The sequence below is a fragment of the Mycolicibacterium moriokaense genome (assembly GCF_010726085.1).
Lineage (GTDB): Bacteria > Actinomycetota > Actinomycetes > Mycobacteriales > Mycobacteriaceae > Mycobacterium > Mycobacterium moriokaense.
This window is the reverse complement of record NZ_AP022560.1, coordinates 3,072,058-3,086,372: the sequence shown is the minus strand read 5'-3', so window position 1 is coordinate 3,086,372 and position 14,315 is coordinate 3,072,058. Positions and strand designations below refer to the sequence as shown.

The following is a 14,315-nucleotide window of genomic DNA, read 5'->3' as shown; positions in this document are numbered from 1 at the left end:
CGGGGCCGACTCGTAACATGTCTTTGATGGAGACCCACCAGCAGTCGGGGCCACTCGACGGGACGGTGCTGGATGGTCGGTATCGCGTCGACGCCGTGATCGCCACGGGCGGGACGAGCACCGTGTACCGCGGGCTCGACCTTCGCCTGGATCGGCCGGTGGCGTTGAAGGTCATGGAATCCCGCTACGCGGGCGACGAACAGTTCCTCACCCGGTTTCAGCGCGAGGCGCGCGCGGTGGCCCGGCTTTCGGATCCCGGTCTGGTCGCCGTCTACGACCAGGGTATCGACCATAGGCATCCGTTCCTGGTGATGGAGCTCATCGAGGGCGGCACGCTACGGGAGTTGTTGCGCGAGCGCGGTCCCATGCCTCCGCACGCGGCGGCGGCGGTACTGGCACCCGTCCTCAACGCGCTCGCCGTCGCGCACGCCGCGGGACTGGTGCACCGCGACATCAAGCCGGAGAACGTGCTGATCTCCGACACCGGCGACGTCAAGATCGCCGACTTCGGACTGGTCCGCGCGATCGCCGAGGCCAAGATCACGTCCAGCAGCGTCATTCTCGGCACCGCCGCGTATCTGTCGCCCGAGCAGGTCAGTACCGGCGACGCCGACCCCCGCAGCGACGTGTACGCGATGGGCATCCTGACCTACGAGCTGCTCACCGGCACCACCCCGTTCACCGGTGACAGCACACTCGCGGTCGCCTACCAACGACTGGACCATGATGTACCCGCGCCCGGCACGGTGATCGCCGGTGTGCCAAGACAATTCGACCAACTGGTGCTGCACGCGACCGACCGCGATCCGGCGGGACGGTACGCAGACGCCCGGGACATGGCCGACGATCTCGCGGCCATCGTCGACGAGCTCGGGCTGCCCGCGTTCCGCGTGCCCGCCCCGAGCAACTCGGCGCAGCACGCCGCGGCGCTCACCGCCGCGACCGCCGCCCGCAAGCCGGTGCCGGACCGCCAGGTTCCGCCGCAACACACGCGCGAACTCACCCGTGACGGCATCCCTCCGCAGGAACCCGAATACGAGCCCGTATCAAGGCAATTCGCCGGTGTGGACCTCGAGGAGTTCTACTGGGCGCGCCAGCGTTCGAAGCGGGTGCTGACGTTCTGGGTGATCGCCGTCATCACGCTGACGGGCCTGGTCGCCGCCGGCGCATGGACGCTCGGCGGCAACATCAGCGCGCTGCTCTAGTCAGCCGCGCAGCATCTCCGCGACGAGGAAGGCCAACTCGAGCGACTGCTGGGTGTTCAACCGCGGGTCGCACGTGGTTTCGTAGCGGCCTGCCAGATCCGAGTCCGAGATGTCCTGTGCGCCGCCGAGGCACTCGGTGACGTCCTCGCCGGTGATCTCGACGTGGATGCCGCCGGGGTGGGTGCCGAGCGCGCGGTGCACCTCGAAGAACCCCTGCACCTCGTCGACGATCCGGTCGAAGTGGCGGGTCTTGTACCCGGTCGACGACTCATGGGTGTTGCCGTGCATCGGATCGCACTGCCAGATCACCTGGTGGCCGGTGGCCTGCACCTTCTCGATGATCGGCGGCAGCAGGTCGCGAATCTTGTTGTTGCCGAAGCGAGTCACCAGGGTCAACCTGCCCGGGTCGTTGTGCGGGTCGAGCCGTTCGACGTATTCGACGGCGAGCTCCGGCGTCATCGTCGGACCCAGCTTGACGCCGATCGGGTTGGCGATCACCTCGGCGAACGCGATGTGCGCGCCGTCGAGCTGGCGGGTGCGCTCACCCACCCACACATAGTGCGCGGACAGGTCGAACAGTGCTTGTTCACCGGCCTCGTTCTCGGCCAGCCTCAGCATCGCGCGCTCGTAGTCGAGCACCAGGGCCTCGTGCGAGGCGTAGATCTCGGCGGTCCGCAGGTTGGGGTCGTTGACGCCGCAGGCGTTCATGAAGCTCAGGCCGCGATCGATCTCCCCGGCGAGGGCCTCGTACCGGGCACCCGCGGGCGACGTCCGCACGAACTCGCGGTTCCAGTCGTGCACCAAATCCAAGGAGGCGAGACCGCCCGACGTGAGGGCGCGGGTCAGGTTCATCGCGGCGCTCGCGTTGGCGTAGGCGCGGATCAGCCGTGACGGATCGTGCTCGCGCGCCGCGGCGTCAGGGGCGAACCCGTTGATCATGTCGCCGCGGTAGGACTTCAGGCCAAGCGCGTCGGTGTCCGACGAGCGCGGCTTGGCGTACTGCCCGGCGATGCGGGCGACCTTGATCACCGGCATGCTCGCGCCGTAGGTCAGCACCACAGCCATCTGCAGCAGGGTCCGGATGTTGCCCCGGATGTGCGGTTCGGTGTTGTCGGCGAAGGTCTCGGCGCAGTCCCCGCCCTGAAGCAGGAAGGCCCGACCGCGGGCGACGTCACCCAACAGGCTCTTGAGCCGCTCGATCTCCGAGGGCACGGTGATCGGCGGAACGCTTTCCAGCACGGTCCGCATCGCTTTGGCCTGCTCGGCGTCCCAGCTGGGCTGTTGCGCGGCCGGCTTGGCGAGTGCGGAGTCCAGGCGATGCCGCAACTCATCGGGCAGCGGCGGCAGCGCAGGCAGCTGGTCGATGGGTACGTCTACGGTCCAATTCACCCGTCAATGGTAACTGGACGGCGACAGCGGATTTTACCCGCGCATTTATGCCTGCGCTGGTACTTCGCCTTCCGTCATCAACCGGAAGCGCAGCAGATTGTGCCGGGCGTCGACCAGGGCGTCGTGGGCGTCGCGCGGTCGCGGCGGCATTCGCGGTGATCCGCGTTCCTCCCAGAACTGGCGCAGCTCGCGGGTGAACCGTGGAATCGCGGGTGGCAGGTCGGTCATCGGACCCCACAACTGACACAGCACCACGTGGTCGTAGGCCCCGACCCACGCCCACAGTTCGATCGGCTCGTCACCGTCGATGCCGAAGAAGTCCTCGAGATCCGAGCGGATCTGGCGGCGCGAACGCCACAGCTGCGAGGCCGGCGACGGGAGTTTGGGGAGCACGTGTTTGCGCACCCAGCTGCCGGCCCGATCGGGATTGAATTCCGTTGAAATAGCGTAATATTCGCGTCCGTCTTCGGCCGCGACGCCGATCGAGATCAGCTCGATCGTCCGGCCATTGTCGATGAACTCGGTGTCGTAGAAGTACCTCACACCTTGACCGCCGTTCGCCCCGGCGCCGGAGCGGCGGCGTGGATCTCGCGATCGAGCTCCTGATCGACTTCGGAGTCGTCGGGGAACTGCGGCTCGCCCGCGATGACGTGCTGCAGCCAGAGCTTGGCCTGGACCACCGGGCGCCGCAGTCTGCGCTCCCGGATCAGCGCGCGCCGCATCTTGCGCGGCTTGTCCCCGTACCGCCAGCGTGCCCACGGTGCATGCGGACGGGACAGTCGGATCGCCCCGATGAACAACAACGGCGTGATGAACATCCCCACCAGACCGGTCCACACCTTCCCCTTGAGCAGCACAACGACCGCGAGGGCCAGGGTCAGCACCGCCATGACGATCACGGCGGTCCTGGCCTCGATCGAGTGGTCTTCCTGCCAGATCCCGATATCGAAAAATGACAGCGGGTTGAAACCGAGGATCAGCAGACCGGCGACGGCGATGGCGACGAACACCGCATCCACCGAAGTTCGCCCGTCCTCGGCCCAGTAAACATCCTGCAAATGCAGGATCAGCGCGAACTCGTCCAGGACAAGTGCCGCCCCGATACCGAAAAAGGTTGCCGCGACCGTGAATTCGGGTACTCCCCCGGTGACACTCAAAGTCACCATGGAGACCCCGGAGATCATGACCAAGATCACGCCGATCACCACGTGGTGGATGTGCAGCCCGTTGCCGGCGGAGATGTTGCGCGGCTGCCACCATTTGCGCGGCGCGTCGGAATCGGCGTGGCTGCGGATGTATCGCACGATGGTACGTGTCACAAAGAACGTCAAGATGAATGCGACCAGGCAGAACAGCAGCGGTATGCGGCCATGCGGGATGCCCAGGTTCAGAAGGAAGTCCTCGCGCACGGTCGAAAACTTACGCCGACCTGCGTGTGTCGCGCCCGGGATACCCGCCGACGCGCCGGTGACCACCGATAGTCTGGTCGCGAAATGAGTATTCGGCGGTCGCCCGGGGGGCCTGAGCGGGCACGAACGCTGGCCTGGCGGCTGTTTCAGCTGCTCACCGCGGCGGCGTTGGGCTGGGCGGGCTGGCGACTGCTCGGACACGTCCCGTACCGCATCGACATCGACGTGTACCGGATGGGCGGGCAGGCGTGGCTCGACGGGCGGCCGCTGTATGCCGACGGCGTCATGTTCGCCACGCGCGGCGGGCTGGATCTGCCGTTCACGTATCCGCCGCTGGCCGCCGTCGCGTTCGCGCCCTTCGCCTTGTTGTCGCTGGACGCCGCCAGCCTCGCCATCACCTCGAGCACGCTGATCCTGCTGATTGTCGCCACGACCATCCTGTTGACCCGGCTGGACGTGTGGCCGGACCCCGCGGAGGGCAAGAGCCCGGTGACACGGGAGCCCGTCTGGCTGCGCCGCGTGTGGCTGGCCGCGGCCATCGTGGCGCCCGCGGTGATCTACCTCGAGCCCATTCGGTCGAACTTCGATTTCGGGCAGATCAATGTCGTGTTGATGACGCTGGTCATCGCCGACTGCGTACCGCGCAAGACACCCTGGCCACGCGGCATGCTGCTGGGGCTGGCGATCGCGCTGAAGCTCACGCCCGCGGTCTTCCTGCTGTACTTCGTACTGCGGCGCGATACGCGGGCGCTGATCGTCGCCGTGGCCTCGGCCCTCGTCGCCACTCTGGCCGGTTTCGCGTTCGCGTGGCGTGACTCGCTGGAGTACTGGACGGAGACCGTCCGCAACACCGACCGCATCGGCACCGCGACGCTGAACACCAACCAGAACATCGCGGGCACCCTGGCCCGGCTCGGCCTCGGCGAAGAGATCCGGTTCGTACTGTGGACTGTCGCCTGCTTCGCCGCCCTCGCATTGACGGTCTGGGCGGCGCGACGGGTGCTGAAGGCCGAGCAGCCGGTGCTCGCGCTGATCTGCGTGGCGATGTTCGGGCTCGTGGTATCGCCGGTGTCCTGGTCGCACCACTGGGTGTGGGTGCTGCCGGCCGTGCTGGTGATCAGCATCGTGGCCTACCGGACGCGGCATGCGGGGCTGGCGGTCGTCTCGTTGGTGGGCCTCGCGCTGATGATCTGGACGCCGATCCAGCTGATGCCCGAACACCAGGAGACCTCGGCGTCGCTGTGGCGCCAACTGGCTGGCGGTTCCTACGTGTGGTGGGCGATCGCGGTGATCGCCGTCGCCGGCACCGTGACGCTGCGTCCCGCGGCGCGTGATGACGCGGTGGTGGCCGAGGCGCGCGTTCCCGCCGTCAGTTAGCCGGCGGCCACCTCGGGCATCCGCGCCGAGGGCTTGGCCGTGCTGGCCACCTTGCCCTCTTTGACATCGGCGGCGTACAGGTCGACGTATTCCTGCCCCGACAGCCGCATCAGCTCGTACATGACCTCATCGATGACCGCGCGTTCGATGAACCTGTTGCCCGCGAGGCCCTCGAACCGGCTGAAATCCATGGGCTTGCCGAACTTCACCGTGACGCGGCCAAACCGCAGTCCCTTCTTACCCGGCGGGTTGACGACGTTGGTTCCGATCATCGCGACCGGAATCACCGGAACGCCGGTTTCGAGAGCGAGCCGCGCCAGGCCAGTCTTGCCCTTGTAGAGCCTTCCGTCGGGCGAGCGGGTGCCCTCGGGGTACATCCCGAGCAGCTTGCCCTCGCCGAGAATGCGGGCGGCCGTGTTCAACGCGGCCTGGGCCGAGTCGGCGTCGGTGCGATCGATCGGAACCTGGCCGACGGCAGTGTAGAACCACGCGAGAAAACGGCCTTTGAGCCCTGTACCCGTGAAGTACTCGGACTTCGCCAGGAACGTGATCCGCCGCTTCACCACGAGGGGCAGAAAGAAGCTGTCCATCACCGCAAGGTGGTTACTGGCCAAGATCATCGGCCCCGACGCTGGAATGTATTCCAGCCCTTCTGTTCTCGGCCTACCTATGACGGCCAGCAGGGGACCCATCAAGATGTACTTGAACAGCCAATACCACATGGGCCCTCCTGATGATCGAACACACGTCGGTGTTCTGCGACAACTGTACCCACGCACCCCGATTGCGACCACAGCGAAGCCACGGCGTGCAGAGACTATCCGGCTACTCCTCCACGGTCACCGGGATGTGCTGATATCGGCCCGGTGGCGGCGGCGGACCGTCCGGCGGGGGCCCATCACCGTCGGGTGGGGCATCTGATGGTCCGCCTGACTGGGCGGCATCTGTGTCTGCGGCGTCGTCCAGGATCGCCCTGATCACCGACAGCAGCGCGACGCTGTGATCAGCGACGACCGTCAGCAGCGGGTGTTGTTCGCCGGTCGCCAGCGCCGCGAGCGCGCACACCGGACACCACACCTGCTGACACTTGCCGGGACTGGCGGTGCCCGAAGATGCGCGCGCCGCAGCCAACCGCACCAAGGGGTCGATCTGGTCCAGAATCGACTGCGCAAGCTGCCGCAACTCGGGACTGATATCGGGGTGTTCGCCAGTCACTTCGGCCACACCTCCGGATTTGGTCGGAACCGCACTGTCAGCTCACTACCTCGCAGCTGCGCATCCATCACTATGCAGCGACGCAGGACGGAAGCCAGCCGGACACGACGCCGCATCCCCCCGGCACCGATGATCAAGTCATCGTCGACCCGCCCGAGCGAGAGGGCGGAAGAGTCGATCTGCGGCAACTCTAGCCGCAACCGGTAGATGGCTTCGAGTCCGGATCCGGATTCCCTGTCGACCACCGGCTTGAGCGGACCGGGGGGCGGTGCGCCGTCGCGCCTGCGCGCCGCATCCAGCAGTTCGCCGAGCGCTTTGGCACCGATCGGTTCCCCTGCGAGATGCGGAACGAGCACCAACTGCACGTCGCCGATCAGGGTGTCGAGTTCGTCGAGGACGGTCTGCTGTTCGGAGATCCGCTCGGCGTACCAGTCGAAGGCGGGATGCTCGGGCAGGTTGCGGTATTCGTACGAATCGTCTTGCACCAGAATCTGGTTCACGATCAACTCGTCGACCCGGACCCCCATCAGGGCGAGTGAACCCAGCGTGCGTGCCGCCTCGGCAGCGACCACCCGCTCCGCGGTCATCACCAGATGTGCGCTAAGGACGGACCCGTCGGTGAGCAGCTCACTCAGCCGCTCCGTGCTCGCGCCGATGCGTTCGACGAGCCCGACGACCGCCGCCGACCGCGCGTCGTCGATGCTGGATAACCTGCGATGCCGCGGCCACGCCCGCTCCAGATACAGCGCGAAGGCCGCGGGCAGCGTGAGCATCCGCAGGGCGTCGGCGGTGGAGGCGCAGTCCACCACGACGTGGTCCCACTCGCCCGACGCGGCTAGCTCGCCAACCTCGTGCAGGCCGAGCACTTCCTGGATTCCGGGTAACGCCGAAAGTTCTTCGGGCGCAACGCTTCCCAGGTCGGACTCGGGGAACTTGCCGGCCAGCAGACCAGCGATGTCGCGCCAGTGGGTCTCGAGCAGCGCCAAGGTGTCGAGCGCCAACGCATCGAGGAATCCGCCGCCGTCGTCCCGCCCGCTTTCGAGGTGGGCGAACACCCGGGTGGGCGCACGGCGACCGGTGGGGGTGATCGGTGTGCCGAGCACGTCTCCGATCGAGTGGGCCTGATCCGTCGACACCAGCAGCACACGCATGCCCGCGCGCGCGTCGCGCACGGCGGTGGCCGTCGCGAGCGTCGACTTCCCCACGCCGCCCTTGCCGACGAAAAGACTGATCCGGGCCGTCGAGGGACCCGAATTCACACCGCGCTGGGGTGGCGGGAGATCACTCAGCCTCTGCTCGTTTCTTCAGGTCCTTCAACGCGGTGTCGGTGAGGCGCCGTTCAGCCTTGCGCTTCAGCAGTCCGATCATCGGAATGATCAGATCGACCGACAGTTCATAGGTGACGTCCGTTCCAGAACCCTTGGGCGTCAAGCGATATGCGCCGTTCAACGACTTCAGCAGCGAGCTGGACACCAACTTCCACTCCACCGATCCGCGGTCCACCTGATCCCAGTCGTACTCGAGCACCATGGTGTCCTTGAGTACGGCGGCATCAAGCACGAGGCGTGCGGTCTTCGGGTAGCCCTCCGGGCCCGCTTCAAGGACCTCACAGTCGTGATACTCGTTCACCCACTCCGGATAGGACGCGATGTCGGCGATGACATCCATGACCTTCGAAGGTGCGGCCTCGATGTAGATGGTCTGCGCCGTCTTGTCCGCCACTGCCCTCTTTCCCGTCTGTCTGCCGATGGCAGAAAATCTACCCCGCTGCGCTGCCTTCGACCGAAATCTCAGGCCAGCCGGGACACCCCCACCGGGCGCGTCGCCTCCAGGCGCTGCTTGATCTCGAACGCCATATCCTTGCCCGCCACGCGGCGCCGATGGTTCATTTTGGCGAGGTTCATCTTGGCCAGCTGCCACGCCGCCACACCGGAGGGTTCAGCGTGCAGAAAATAGTGCAGGATCACGCCGTCGAGGACGGGTTCCAGCCAGACCTCCATCGTGCCGGTGAGCGCACCGGTCACCGTCCACCGGTGCCCTACCTGACCGCGGTCCTCGACGACCGTCAGTCGCAGATCGGGCCACCAGCGCCGCCAGCTGGCCGGATCGGCGACGGCCATCCCCACCTCGACGGGGTCGGCCGCGACGAACGTCTCGTCCGCGATCTGGATGCTGTTCATGGCGACCAGCTTCACATATGCCCCGGCCAGCGCCCAAGGTGGCCGACTAGGCTGATGACGGCAACGCCGGTAGTCGAGAGGCCATGATCGTGCGCGAGTTCAGTGTCCCCGTCTCTTTCACCGTCGGGGAATACGACAACATTGTCAGCCCGGTTTTCAGCCACGAGCGCGACGATCCCGACCACGTGATCTTCCAGCGCCTCGTCGACGGCGTGTGGACGGACGTCACGTGCAAGGAGGCCGCTGAGCAGATCCGAGCGGCGGCACTCGGGCTGATCGCCGAGGGGGTGGCGCCCGGAGACCGAGTGGCGATTCTGTCGGCGACCCGCTACGAGTGGCCAATCCTGGACTACGCAATCCTCGCGGTGGGCGCGGTGACAGTGCCGATCTATGAGACGTCCTCCCCCGAACAGGTCCGTTGGGTACTCGAAGACTCCGGTGCTGTCCTGGCGTTCGTTGAACTCGAGGCGCATGCGCTCATGGTCAACGAGCTGCTGCCCGAATTGCCGGCCTTGCGCCGCGTAGCAGTCATCGAGTCGACGTCGGAGCCGGCACTGGACCAACTCACCGAAGCCGCCGCATCGGTCGATCCCGGCCAGCTCGATGAACGGTTACGCGGCATCCGGTCCGCCGACCCGGCCACTCTGATCTACACCTCAGGCACCACCGGTCGCCCCAAGGGCTGCCAGCTGACCCATTCGAATCTGCTCTATGAGACTCGAGGGGCATCCGCTTCGTTCCCCACCCTGCTACGGAAGGGCGAACGCTTGTTGGTGTTCCTTCCGCTGGCCCACGTACTGGCCCGGTCGCTGTCCATGACGGCCTTCGCGAACGGCGTCACGATCGGCTACACGAGTGACATCAAGAATCTCGTCCCGATGTTCGGCCTATTCAAGCCGACCGTGATCGTGTCGGTACCGCGCGTGTTCGAAAAGGTCTACAACACTGCCGAGTTGAACGCCCAGGACAGTGGAAAGGGTGCGATCTTCGCGATGGCGGCACAGACGGCGATCGAATGGAGTGAAGCCCAGGACGCCGGCGGGCCGGGATTACTGCTACGCGCCAAACACGCTCTGTTCGACCGCTTGGTGTACGGCAAGCTACGTGCCGCTACCGGAGGCAACTGCCGTGCCTCGATCTCGGGCGGTGCTCCGCTGGGCACCCGATTGGGCCACTTCTACCGCGGCGTCGGCCTCACCATTTACGAGGGCTACGGCCTCACCGAGACGAGCGCAGCGATTACCGCAAACCGGATCGGCGAGCTGAAGATCGGCACCGTTGGAAAGCTGTTGCCTGGCAACAGCATGGCTGTGGCCGACGATGGCGAGCTGCTTGTGAAGGGTGGCGTGGTCTTCAACGGCTACTGGCGCAACGACGCCGCAACTAAAGAGGCCATCGTCGACGGCTGGTTCCACACCGGGGACCTGGGCAGTATCGACGAGGACGGATTCCTGTCGATTGTCGGCCGTAAGAAGGAAATCATCGTCACCGCGGGCGGCAAGAACGTCGCGCCGGCGGTTCTCGAGGACCAGCTACGCGCTCATCCGTTGATAAGTCAGGCCATGGCGGTCGGCGACGCGAAGCCGTTCGTCGCTGCGCTCATCGCCATCGACCCGGAAGCGTTCGATGTGTGGAAGGCGCATCACGGCAAGTCTGCGACGGCCTCGGTGCAGGATCTGGCGGACGATCCCGACCTCGTTGCCGAAATCGATCTCGCGGTCAAGCACGCCAATCAGGCTGTTTCGAAGGCCGAGGCGATCCGCAAGTTTCGCATCTTGCCCGTCGACTTCACCGTTCTCACGGGTGAGTTGACCCCGACCTTGAAGGTCAAGCGCAAGGTGGTGGCCGAGAAGTTCGCCGCCGATATCGAAAGCCTCTACGAGAAGGACTAGAGCAGCTCGGCCAATCGGGCGGCTTGCGCCGTCCACTGCCAGGTGTCGACCACCCAGCGCCGGCCGGCCGCGCCCATCCGCGCCCCGCGGTCCGGGTCGGCCAGCAGGTCAGCGACGGCCGCCGCGATATCGCCGACATCCCAGCCGTCGACCACCAGCCCGGTCTCGCCCTCCAGGACGGTTTCCGGGGCTCCACCGGAGCGGCCCGCCACCACCGGCACACCGGACGCGGACGCCTCCAGGTAGACGATGCCGAGCCCTTCGACGTCGAGGCCCGCGCCACGGGTCCGGCACGGCATCGCGAACACGTCGGCCATCGCGTGATGTGCGGGTAACTCCTCGCCAGGCACGCCGTCGGTGAACACCACATCGTCGGAGACGCCGAAGCTGTGTGCCAGGCGATGCAGAGTCGTTCGGTAGGGGCCGCCGCCGACGATCACCAGGGCGGCGCCAGGCACGCGTTCCCGGATCGCGGGCAGCGCGCGGATCAACATGTCCTGGCCCTTGCGCGGCACCAGGCGCGACAGGCACACGACGACCGGGCGGTTCCCGAGGCCGTAGCGGGCGCGCATCTCCGCACGCGCCACCTCGTCCGGCGCGAACCGCTCGGTGTCGACTCCGGGCGGCAGGTGTTCGAGCGCCGCGTGCGGGCCGAACGCGGACGCGAACCGACGTCTGGTGTAGTGGCTGACAAACGTCACCGTGTCCGTGCCGTTTCCGATGCGGCGCAACGCTGTCCGCGCCAGCGGCAGCATCGACCAGCCCACCTCGTGACCGTGTGTACTCGCGATCACCCGGTCGGCGCCGGCCTTACGCGCCAGCGGCGCCATCAGCGCCAGCGGTGCGGCGGCCCCGAACCACACGGTCTCGGCGTCGTGGCGTTTGATGAGGTCCCGCATCCGCCCCGCGACAGACGGTTCGGGCAGCATCAGGGTGGTCGGGTGCCGCACCACCTCGTACTTCACGGCCCGATCGAACTCGTCGGACCCCTTCCACTTGGGCGCGTACACCGTCAGCGTGTGGGCGCCGCCCTCGACCAGGTGGTCCACCAGCTCCTGCAGATACGACTGGATGCCGCCACGTCGGGGCGGAAAGTCGTTGGTGACCAACAGAACCCGGCTCATCCGCCAGAGCCCGCCCAGTGCCGCCATGCGGACAGCAGATTCTCGACATCGGTTCCGAGGGTGTCTCGCACCGCAGTGTCGACATCGGGATGCCCGTGGCCGCACGCCCGGAGGTAGAGCGCCCGCAGGGCCGCGGTGCCGTAGGTGTCGGACACGAACCGACTGAACCACCAGGCGCGGTCGTAGGCCAGCGAGCGTTCGGGTCCGCTCAGTTCGCCGTCGGTGGGGAGTCCCCGCTGGATGTGTACGGCCGCGTCGGCCGGCAGCGGCGTCGGTGGGCGCGCGACGAAGTCGGCCACCCCCTCGGTGAGCCACTGCGGCGCGTCGGATGCGGTCTCGGCACGCGCCGCGTAGTGGAAAAGCTCGTGGCGCAACACGATTCGCAGTGCAGCGTCGTGCATTTGCGCGGCGCCGGGGGCGAACATGATGCGCTCGCCGGTGGTGGTGGCCGCGGTGTGGGCGTCGCCGCCGCCGACGGCGGAGAACTGGGCGTCTGTCCCCGCGGCCACGATGACGATCTCGCGCGGCCAGTCAGGGCCCCAGAACGCGGTGACGGCGTCGGCGGCATCGTCGAGTTGCGTGGAGATTCTGTCCAGAAGCGGTGCGGTGTGCCCGCCGAGACCGATCAACCTCGCGGTGCGGCCGTCTCGCAGCGTCTGCTCCCTCGACACCGACGTGGGCGTGGTCAGCGAGGCGGGCGTGGCGACCGGCGGGCCTGTGGGTACGGATCCGGTACCGCCCGCGATAAAGAGCGCAGTGATGAGTTCGGCGATCAACAGCGCGGCGAGCGTCATCCTGCTCTTCGCGTGTGGGAGTCGGTCCACTCTCCGCGGGCGCGACTGTTCGACGGTCAGTAGCGGCGGACGTTTCAGTAGCGGCGAACGTTGTAGATCGGCGCGTTGTCCACGGGGGCGACGCGTACCGGAGTGCCGTAGGTCGACGCGTGGACCATCATGCCGTTGCCGATGTAGATGGCGGAGTGCGAAGCGTCGGAGTAGTAGTTGACGACGTCGCCGGGCTGCATCTGGTCAACCGAGACCGGCACGCCCCCGTGTGCCAGCGCCTGGCTGGAATGCGGCAGCGAGATGCCCGCCTGCTGGAACGCCCACATCACGAGGCCGGAGCAGTCGAATGCGTTCGGGCCTGAACCGCCCCACGAGTAGGGGGACCCGATGCGGCTCAGCGCGGCCTGAATGACGGTGGGGACGTAACCGCCGGGCACGGGCGCCATGTCACCTGGCGGTATGGCCCCGGGCGGCGCAGGCGGTTGGCCCACCCCGGGGGGTGCGGCGGCCAGGATCGCGGGCTCGTTCGGCGGAGCACCCGGCGGAGGCGGCATTCCCGGCGCGGGCGGCGGAACCGCAGCGGGAACCGGCGGTATCGGCGGAATGGCGGCCAGCGCCTCGCGCTGCTGGGGCGTGAGCGCCTCGTACTGCGACTTGACGATGGCGATCTCGACCTGCAGCTTGCTCTGCTTGGACTGCAGGTCGGCGCGTACCGCGGCGGCCTGCTCGGCCGCGGTCTTCGCCTCCGCGGCCGACTGGGCCGAGGCAGCCTCGGCGGCGGCGGCCTTCGCCCCGGCCTCCTGGAAGCTCTTCATCTGCGACGAGATCTGTGCAGCCATCACCCGCTGCATCGACATCCGCTCGATCAGGCCCTGCGGCGACGATGCGGTCAGCAGCGCGCTGAAGCCGTCCGGCCGGCCACCCATATATTGCGCGGCGGCGATGTTGTCGACCTGGGACTGGAACCTCGCCAGCTGCGACCTGGCGGCTTCCAGCGCTTGAGCGTCAGCGGCGTGCTTGGCCTCCGCGGCGTTCTGAGCGGCGAGCTTCTTGTCGAGATCCAGCTGCGCGGAGTGCATGGCCTCGGTGGTCTGTTCGGCCTGGCGCGACAATTCGTTGAGTTTCGCCAGCGCATCGTCGGCGGGATCGGCCTGCACGTTCGCGCTGAGAAGAGCTCCGAGCAGCACAAGTCCCGCCATCGCACCGATTATGGGTCGCTTAAGGACACGAATGAACCAGTGCGTGCGGTCGAACCTCAAGATTTTGCGTCCTTACAACTGCCGAAACGAAGCCGTGTCGAGCTGCTTAGGTCTCGAATAGGTTACGAAACGGCATCGCCCTTGTCCAACGAGAGACGCAAATTTAACAGCCGCCCCTAAGTGCGCTGACGACCGCCCTCGGCGGGGCGTGTCGTCACGCGACGCCGGAGTTATTGCCCCGGTGGATCGGAACAAGTCGAAGCCGTGGCGCTAATCCCACGTCAGCGAGCACCTCGAGCGCGCGGCGCTCGTCGTCGAGCAAAGTGTCCGGCACGCCGAGCAACACGCTGACAACACAATCTTCACAGCCGGGCCCTCGCACGGCGCAGTCGTCGCAGTCGATGGTGACCGTGCCCGAGTCGGGCGGTTCGTCGTATGTCATTCCGGCAGTCCTCCTGCTTGGTGTTGCCCGCACGGTATCGAGGGCCACCGACAAGTCACTTCGCGCGGCGTGGCAACCCGTCACCTGCCCGTGTTTGT

Annotated in this window: 15 protein-coding genes; 3 read left to right on the top strand and 12 right to left on the bottom strand. The window is 66.9% G+C overall.

Translation table 11 applies throughout. The annotated features are described in order from the left end of the window. Positions 1–17 precede the first annotated feature (17 nt). On the top strand, positions 18–1,205 hold the full coding sequence (locus tag G6N43_RS15050) for a protein kinase domain-containing protein (RefSeq protein ID WP_083152920.1): 1,188 nt from the start codon (positions 18–20) through the stop codon (positions 1,203–1,205). Here the strand turns inward: G6N43_RS15050 and G6N43_RS15045 are convergent, their stop codons facing one another. Genes G6N43_RS15045 through G6N43_RS15035 form a run of 3 tightly spaced genes read right to left on the bottom strand, consistent with a single transcriptional unit; the run spans position 1,206 to position 4,003 of the window. Continuing rightward, entirely contained in the window at positions 1,206–2,594 is a 1,389-nt protein-coding gene (locus tag G6N43_RS15045; RefSeq protein ID WP_083152921.1) for a class II 3-deoxy-7-phosphoheptulonate synthase, read from the bottom strand. It abuts the gene before it with no gap. A gap of 45 nt (positions 2,595–2,639) precedes the next feature. Continuing rightward, the gene (locus tag G6N43_RS15040; protein WP_083152922.1) at positions 2,640–3,137 is read right to left on the bottom strand and encodes a polyadenylate-specific 3'-exoribonuclease AS; all 498 of its coding nucleotides are present in this window, start codon (positions 3,135–3,137) and stop codon (positions 2,640–2,642) included. Further along, a complete protein-coding gene (locus tag G6N43_RS15035; RefSeq protein ID WP_083152955.1) occupies positions 3,134–4,003 on the bottom strand; it encodes a hypothetical protein in 870 nt (289 codons plus the stop codon). The genes G6N43_RS15040 and G6N43_RS15035 overlap by 4 nt, the downstream gene beginning before the upstream one ends. Before the next feature lie 84 nt (positions 4,004–4,087). Here G6N43_RS15035 and G6N43_RS15030 point away from each other — a divergent pair, with 84 nt between their 5' ends. Next, the gene (locus tag G6N43_RS15030) at positions 4,088–5,380 is read left to right on the top strand and encodes a glycosyltransferase 87 family protein (RefSeq protein ID WP_083152923.1); all 1,293 of its coding nucleotides are present in this window, start codon (positions 4,088–4,090) and stop codon (positions 5,378–5,380) included. On the opposite strand, the gene G6N43_RS15025 is transcribed toward G6N43_RS15030, so the two are convergent. The 5 genes from G6N43_RS15025 to G6N43_RS15005 all read right to left on the bottom strand — a co-directional run bounded on the left by G6N43_RS15025 (position 5,377) and on the right by G6N43_RS15005 (position 8,775). Further along, complete coding sequence (locus tag G6N43_RS15025; RefSeq protein WP_083152924.1) at positions 5,377–6,102, bottom strand: lysophospholipid acyltransferase family protein; 726 nt, start codon at positions 6,100–6,102, stop codon at positions 5,377–5,379. The genes G6N43_RS15030 and G6N43_RS15025 overlap by 4 nt on opposite strands. Positions 6,103–6,205: 103 nt before the next feature. Further along, positions 6,206–6,595 carry a hypothetical protein gene (locus G6N43_RS15020; protein WP_083152956.1) on the bottom strand — a complete coding sequence of 130 codons (390 nt, stop codon included), beginning with the start codon at positions 6,593–6,595 and terminating at the stop codon, positions 6,206–6,208. Further along, on the bottom strand, positions 6,592–7,854 hold the full coding sequence (locus tag G6N43_RS15015; protein WP_083152925.1) for an ArsA family ATPase: 1,263 nt from the start codon (positions 7,852–7,854) through the stop codon (positions 6,592–6,594). Before G6N43_RS15015 ends, G6N43_RS15020 begins: the two co-directional genes overlap by 4 nt. Positions 7,855–7,876: 22 nt before the next feature. Beyond that, complete coding sequence (locus G6N43_RS15010) at positions 7,877–8,317, bottom strand: SRPBCC family protein (RefSeq protein WP_083152926.1); 441 nt, start codon at positions 8,315–8,317, stop codon at positions 7,877–7,879. A gap of 68 nt (positions 8,318–8,385) precedes the next feature. Then, a complete protein-coding gene (locus G6N43_RS15005) occupies positions 8,386–8,775 on the bottom strand; it encodes a polyketide cyclase / dehydrase and lipid transport (protein WP_083152957.1) in 390 nt (129 codons plus the stop codon). 89 nt (positions 8,776–8,864) lie between these two features. On the opposite strand from G6N43_RS15005, the gene G6N43_RS15000 reads away from it, so the two are divergent. Then, entirely contained in the window at positions 8,865–10,667 is a 1,803-nt protein-coding gene (locus G6N43_RS15000) for an AMP-dependent synthetase/ligase (RefSeq protein WP_083152959.1), read from the top strand. Here the strand turns inward: G6N43_RS15000 and G6N43_RS14995 are convergent. From G6N43_RS14995 to G6N43_RS14980, 4 genes are all read right to left on the bottom strand, one after another. Next, positions 10,664–11,791 carry a glycosyltransferase family 4 protein gene (locus G6N43_RS14995; protein WP_083152958.1) on the bottom strand — a complete coding sequence of 376 codons (1,128 nt, stop codon included), beginning with the start codon at positions 11,789–11,791 and terminating at the stop codon, positions 10,664–10,666. The two genes, G6N43_RS15000 and G6N43_RS14995, sit on opposite strands and share 4 nt — an antisense overlap. Next, a complete protein-coding gene (locus G6N43_RS14990; RefSeq protein ID WP_083152927.1) occupies positions 11,788–12,585 on the bottom strand; it encodes an eCIS core domain-containing protein in 798 nt (265 codons plus the stop codon). Before G6N43_RS14990 ends, G6N43_RS14995 begins: the two co-directional genes overlap by 4 nt. A 74-nt stretch (positions 12,586–12,659) precedes the next feature. Then, complete coding sequence (gene ripC, locus G6N43_RS14985) at positions 12,660–13,835, bottom strand: peptidoglycan hydrolase RipC (RefSeq protein ID WP_207569318.1); 1,176 nt, start codon at positions 13,833–13,835, stop codon at positions 12,660–12,662. A gap of 154 nt (positions 13,836–13,989) precedes the next feature. Continuing rightward, the gene (locus G6N43_RS14980) at positions 13,990–14,217 is read right to left on the bottom strand and encodes a hypothetical protein (protein ID WP_083152929.1); all 228 of its coding nucleotides are present in this window, start codon (positions 14,215–14,217) and stop codon (positions 13,990–13,992) included. Positions 14,218–14,315 lie beyond the last annotated feature (98 nt).